5 protein-coding genes are annotated in these 5,175 nt (G+C 64.7%); 3 read left to right on the top strand and 2 right to left on the bottom strand.

Annotation, left to right across the window (positions count from 1 at the left end):
- Positions 1–75: 75 nt before the first annotated feature.
- Positions 76–360 carry a hypothetical protein gene (locus QN358_RS18580; protein ID WP_136640664.1) on the bottom strand — a complete coding sequence of 95 codons (285 nt, stop codon included), beginning with the start codon at positions 358–360 and terminating at the stop codon, positions 76–78.
- Positions 361–514: 154 nt separating this feature from the next.
- Here QN358_RS18580 and QN358_RS18575 point away from each other — a divergent pair, with 154 nt between their 5' ends.
- A complete protein-coding gene (locus QN358_RS18575) occupies positions 515–829 on the top strand; it encodes a hypothetical protein (RefSeq protein WP_136640663.1) in 315 nt (104 codons plus the stop codon).
- A 55-nt stretch (positions 830–884) separates the two neighbouring features.
- Here the strand turns inward: QN358_RS18575 and QN358_RS18570 are convergent, their stop codons facing one another.
- Positions 885–1,460 carry a TetR/AcrR family transcriptional regulator gene (locus tag QN358_RS18570; protein ID WP_136640662.1) on the bottom strand — a complete coding sequence of 192 codons (576 nt, stop codon included), beginning with the start codon at positions 1,458–1,460 and terminating at the stop codon, positions 885–887.
- Positions 1,461–1,620: 160 nt separating this feature from the next.
- On the opposite strand from QN358_RS18570, the gene QN358_RS18565 reads away from it, so the two are divergent.
- Together QN358_RS18565 and QN358_RS18560 are read left to right on the top strand one after the other, a co-directional pair.
- On the top strand, positions 1,621–4,116 hold the full coding sequence (locus QN358_RS18565) for an MMPL family transporter (protein ID WP_323513242.1): 2,496 nt from the start codon (positions 1,621–1,623) through the stop codon (positions 4,114–4,116).
- A gap of 305 nt (positions 4,117–4,421) precedes the next feature.
- Positions 4,422–5,175, top strand: a 754-nt coding sequence (locus QN358_RS18560) for a DUF222 domain-containing protein (protein ID WP_323513241.1), incomplete at its 3' end; no start/stop codon positions are given.

Here is a 5,175-nt window from a genome sequence, read left to right as displayed (position 1 = left end):
AGATGTGTATAAGAGACAGGTTGAGGTACGGCAAATGCTCACCTTTCGGCCGCCTAACTAGCCGAAAGGCGTACCTCAACCCCGCCCTGAGCGGCGCGGGAGGGCGAGGTCGGCGATGAGGGTCGAGACGAGGAATCCCACATATACGACGGCGTAGAACACGCCGGTGAGCCCGGCGAAGTCTTCGCCGGTGGCGCTGCGCTGCACTTCGAGCAGACCCGACACGAGGGCGATGCCGAGCCCGACACCGATCACGAGGTTGGCGCCACCACCGCGGTCGCGACGGTCGCGAAAAGCAGGCCCCCGACCCGGTGTCGACCTCCGCACGGTTTCGGCCGACACCGAACCCGTCGCCGCCATCGCAAGCGCCGTCGATCGGCCATTCGAGCAAGGGTCGCGTCGGTGCTACACGGCCACCGCGGCATCGTGCTCTGGATCGACTGCGGCTGTCGGGGGCATCCACTAAACTTCCGGTCAGACCGCCGATAACCAGCGTGTCGAGTTAGGAAGTGACATGGCTTCACTCATTTACGGCAGCCCCGGAACGACCGTGCAGTTCGACGACCGAACACTCGCGCACCTGCGAGTGGTGCTGCTCGCGAAGCTCCGCCGCGAAGAGAAATTCGCTCTCAACTTCACCGATTCGGTCACAGCGAATGCACGCACGCTCTGGTTTCATCCGGCCATTGCGCTGCAGTTCGAATTCGACAGCAGCGCCGAGATCTCGCTGAACCGCGCCTGGGTCGATGCGCTCACGGCGTCGGCGAACAGCGGGGCTGGGCTGCGAGTGGTCGCCGAAGAGTCGATCGGCGTGCGCAGCCGGGTGTAGTCGGGTCTGGTCTGGTCTGGTCTGGTCTGGTCTGGCGCGCGGTGGCAGGCTCGGCCTACGATGCCTGAAGCCGCGAGACCAACACCCCGAACAGCTCTTCTGTCGGGTCGTCACTCGCACCCGGCGGGCGAGACAGTCGGTACAGAATAGCGCCCAGCAGTAGTTGCGCCAACGCGCGCGGCGAGATTCCTGCCGGGTGCGGCGCGCTCGCGCCGGGCTCACTAGCCCACGCCTGCAGTGCGACCTCCAGAGGGTCAGCAAGGTGAGTACTCAGCTGCCGGGCGATGTCCGGATCTTCGAACGCCGACGCCACCAGACCCCTCAGCAGCGGAGCATTCTCGTCGACGTAGGTCAGCACCGCTGTGATCCACTCGCTCGGGTCGGCACGAACACCACTGGGCGAATCGGTGGCCACGGGCGTCGGCAGCACGTCGCCGCTCAGCACACACTCGGCGAGAATCGCGTTCTTCGACTGCCACCAGCGATAGACGGTGGGTTTGCCCACACCCGCCCGAGCCGCAATCTTCTCGATCGTCACGTGCGCGTAGCCCTGCTCTGTGACCAGCTCGCGCATTGCCCGCAGCACGGCGGCCCGCGCCTCTTCGCTTCGCTTACGGCCCAGTCTCTCCACGCCTCCGAGCGTATCTCACAGTCAACCCCCAAATTACGTTACGTACCGTTTTGATAGAGTGACTTTCGACGAAGCGGTCCGCACGAAGTGGTTCCGTCTTCTGACGCCTTCACCCGGTCGCGGATGCTCGCCCCTCCTCGCTCGATCGAAAGGCTCCCCCATGGCCAAGCTCCTCCAACGGCTCGGACTCGCCTCCGCCAGGCGCGCCTGGATCGTCATCGCGGTGTGGGTGGTCATCCTCGCCGGAGCCGGCACGGCCTTCCTCGTTGCGGGCGGCTCACTGGCGAGCACCTTCTCCATCTCCGGCACCCCCGCGCAGAATGTCGCCGACCAGCTGCAGGCATCGCTTCCCGACGCCGACCGCGGCACCGGCCAAGTCGTCTTCACTACTTCCGACGGGTCGGCATTCACCACCGAACAGCAAACCGACATCGCCACGGCGCTCACTGCCGCGGGCGCCACCCCCGGCGTCAGCTCGACGATCGACCCCTTTCAAACCGCCGCCGATCGCCAGGCCCAGCAAACCAAACTGACCGACGCCGCAGCTCAACTCACAACTGCGTCGGCCCAGCTCGCCGCAGGCCAGGCGCAGCTCGACCAGGCAAAAGCCCAACTGCAGGCCGCCGGCGCCAACGCGCCAACCGGCGCCGCCGACCAGCTCGCCCAGCAGCAAGCCACCCTCGACCAGAACAAGACCACTCTCGAAGCGCAACAGGCTCAGGTCTCCGACGGCCAGCGCCTCGTCTCAGCGGCCGCCAAGCTTCAGACCGTCTCGAGCGACAACGCCACCGCCGTCGCCACCGTTGTCTTCTCCAAACCCACCGCCGACGTCACGCCCGACGAGAAGACGGCGGCCGTCAACGCCATCAACGCCACCTCCATCCCCGGTGTCGTCGAGAACTACTCCGCCTCGATGAGTTCGGTGACCGTCGGTGTCAGCGCCGGTGAGATCGCTGGCATCGTCATCGCCGCCATCGTGCTGTTCATCATGCTCGGCTCCCTGGTGGCCGCCGGCCTGCCTCTCCTGTCGTCGTTCATCGGCGTCGGCGTCGGGGCCCTCGGGGTACTCGCCTTCTCCGGGGTGGTCTCGATGTCATCGGCCACGGTCACACTCGGCCTGATGCTCGGCCTGGCCGTCGGCATCGACTATTCCCTGTTCATCCTGAACCGTCATCGACGCCAGCTGCGCGCCGGTGTTCCCCTGCAGGAGTCGATCGGCCTCGCCAACGGAACCTCCGGCAACGCCGTCATGTTCGCCGGCATCACCGTCATCATCGCCCTCGCCGCTCTCAATATCACCGGAATCGGCTTTCTGGGCCTCATGGGTACCGCCGGCGCCATCGTCGTGGCGATCGCCGTGCTCGTCGCGCTCACCTTCACACCCGCGCTCATGTCGCTCGCCGGCCTCCGCGTGCTACCGAAAAAGGAACGTGCCGCCCTCGGCACCCAGAAACACGCCGCCGCCGCTGCCCCTCACGAAGCGCCAGAACACGCCAAGAAGGCCTCGAGAGAGGGAACTCTTGCGACCAGGCACCCGGTGATCATCCTCGCGGCCGGAATCATTGCGCTGCTAATCGTTGCCATTCCCGCCCTCTCGATGCGCCTCGCCCTGCCAGACGGCAAGTCGCAGCCCACCGATTCGACCGAATACATCGCCTACACCGACATCGACAAGGCATTCGGCGCTGGCACCAACGGCGCGATCATTGTCGTCGCCAACCTGCCCACGACCACCAGCGACCAAGCTCTGACCAGCCTTGAAGCCAAGGTGGCCGACAAACTGCTCGCGGTCAACAACGTCGTCGCAGCGGCACCCGCCGGGGCATCCGCAGACAACCGCACCGTCATCTTTCAAGTCATCCCCTCCGACGGCCCCTCTGCGGCCAGCACCGAACAAGTCGTCAAAGACCTGCGCGACCTCTCCGGCTCGCTCGACAACCAGCTCGGGGTCACCATCGGCGTCACCGGTCTCACCGCCATCAACATCGACATCTCCGCGAAGCTGGCGGATGCCCTGCCCCTCTACCTCGTCATCGTGCTGGGCCTCTCGATTCTGATCATGATTCTGGTGTTCCGTTCGATCGCCGTTCCCCTCATTGCGACCACCGGATTCCTCCTTACCGTGCTCGCCACCTTTGGGGCCGTGACCGCTGTGTACCAGTGGGGCTGGCTTGGTTTCATCTTCGGCATTCACGACCCCGCGCCCATTCTGAGCTTCCTTCCGATTCTTCTCATTGGAATCATCTTCGGCCTCGCGATGGACTATCAGCTCTTCATCACCTCGGGAATGCGCGAAGCTCATGTGCACGGCATGCCTGCCCGCAAAGCAGTCAACGCGGGCCTGCGCACCGCGCGCCCGGTGGTCGTAGCGGCGGGAATCATCATGATCTCCGTCTTCGGTGGATTCGTCTTCGGCGACCTCGTCGAGGCGCGGGTCATCGGCTTCGGGCTTGCAATCGGAGTACTGGTCGACGCGTTCGTCGTGCGCCTGCTGCTCGTGCCCGCTGCCATGCACCTGCTCGGCGAGAAGGCTTGGTGGTTGCCGCGCTGGCTCGACCGCATCACGCCCGATGTCGACGTTGAAGGCGCCAAGCTCGAACGGTCGGAGGAGCCGACGGAGAGCGGCGAGCCCCGGGCGCTGGTGGGCGCGCGGTAGTTGGGGGCGGGCGAAAAAAGGTCGTCAAAAGTTTTTTGAGATTTTTTTCTGTGGGGGTCGTTATGGGCCTGATTTGTTGAGTGAATGTCAGTGGTTGGTGGTTGACTTGGGTCATGAACGAATCGCCCACCATCCCGCCTGCTGCTGACGGGGCTGCCTTTGACGAGGTGGTTGGTGTTGTGGCGGGGTGGTGTGGGGCTGCCGCGCCCTTCGGGCTTGCCGATGAAGCATTGTTGTCTCGGATCGCAGACGCAGAGAAGCTGGGCCGGTTAGTGGACGGGTTGCGTGTGCGGTTGGCTGGGGAGGTGGCTGAGAGGTCCCGTGCGGAGCTCGGGGATGGGTCGCTGTCTCGGGCACAGAACTTCACGACGGTACCGAAGCTGGTGGCCGCGGTAACGGGTGGGGCGGGGCATACCGCGAACAGCTGGCTGAAGCTCGGTAAGAGTGTCAGGTCGGGGGTGTCGATCAATGGGGTTCTGATCCCGTCGAACTTCCCGCACGTCGAACAGGGCCTCATCGATGGCACGTTGGGTGTGGATGCGGCGGCGCAGATCGTTCGTAACCTGACCGACGTCGCAGCCCAGTTGGGGTTCACGGAAGAGATCCGTGACGCCGAGAAAGCGTTGGTTGATGCGGCGATGAACATCTCGGGTGGGTTCCGGTACTCCGCGGACGACATCGGTTTGCTGGCGTCGCGGGTGCGGGCGCATCTTGACCCTGACGGTGTGGAACCCACTGACCGTGTTCTGCAGTCCAAACGGTATGTGAGGTTTAGTGCTCAGGGTGATGGGATGACCAAAATGATCGCCCTCCTGCCACCCCTGCAAGCAGGGAGCCTGCGTGCGTTGTTGGAAGCGTTGCAGTCCCCGAGGGTGCGCCCCCAGTTCGAAACCGACACTCCTGCTGGGGGCGAATCCGGCAACAAGCGTTCAGGGGCAAGCCCGCAGGGCGCGGCAGCCCCAGACGTGTGTCTTGGCCGACACGGTGAACCAAGCGACGAGATCACCAAAGACGTACGTACGGGTGAGCAGTTCGTCTTCGACCGGTTCTATGACCTCC

Source organism: Subtercola sp. RTI3, assembly GCF_035018625.1.
GTDB lineage: Bacteria > Actinomycetota > Actinomycetes > Actinomycetales > Microbacteriaceae > Subtercola > Subtercola vilae.
The sequence above is the reverse complement of the archived record's forward strand: the minus strand, read 5'-3'. Positions and strand labels throughout refer to the sequence as shown.

What these genes read in the sequence shown, in the direction of transcription:
- QN358_RS18580 (WP_136640664.1), bottom strand. Translation starts at nt 360, where the DNA reads ATGGCGGCGACGGGTTCGGTGTCGGCCGAAACCGTGCGGAGGTCGACA.
- QN358_RS18575 (WP_136640663.1), top strand. Translation starts at nt 515, where the DNA reads ATGGCTTCACTCATTTACGGCAGCCCCGGAACGACCGTGCAGTTCGAC.
- QN358_RS18565 (WP_323513242.1), top strand. Translation starts at nt 1,621, where the DNA reads ATGGCCAAGCTCCTCCAACGGCTCGGACTCGCCTCCGCCAGGCGCGCC.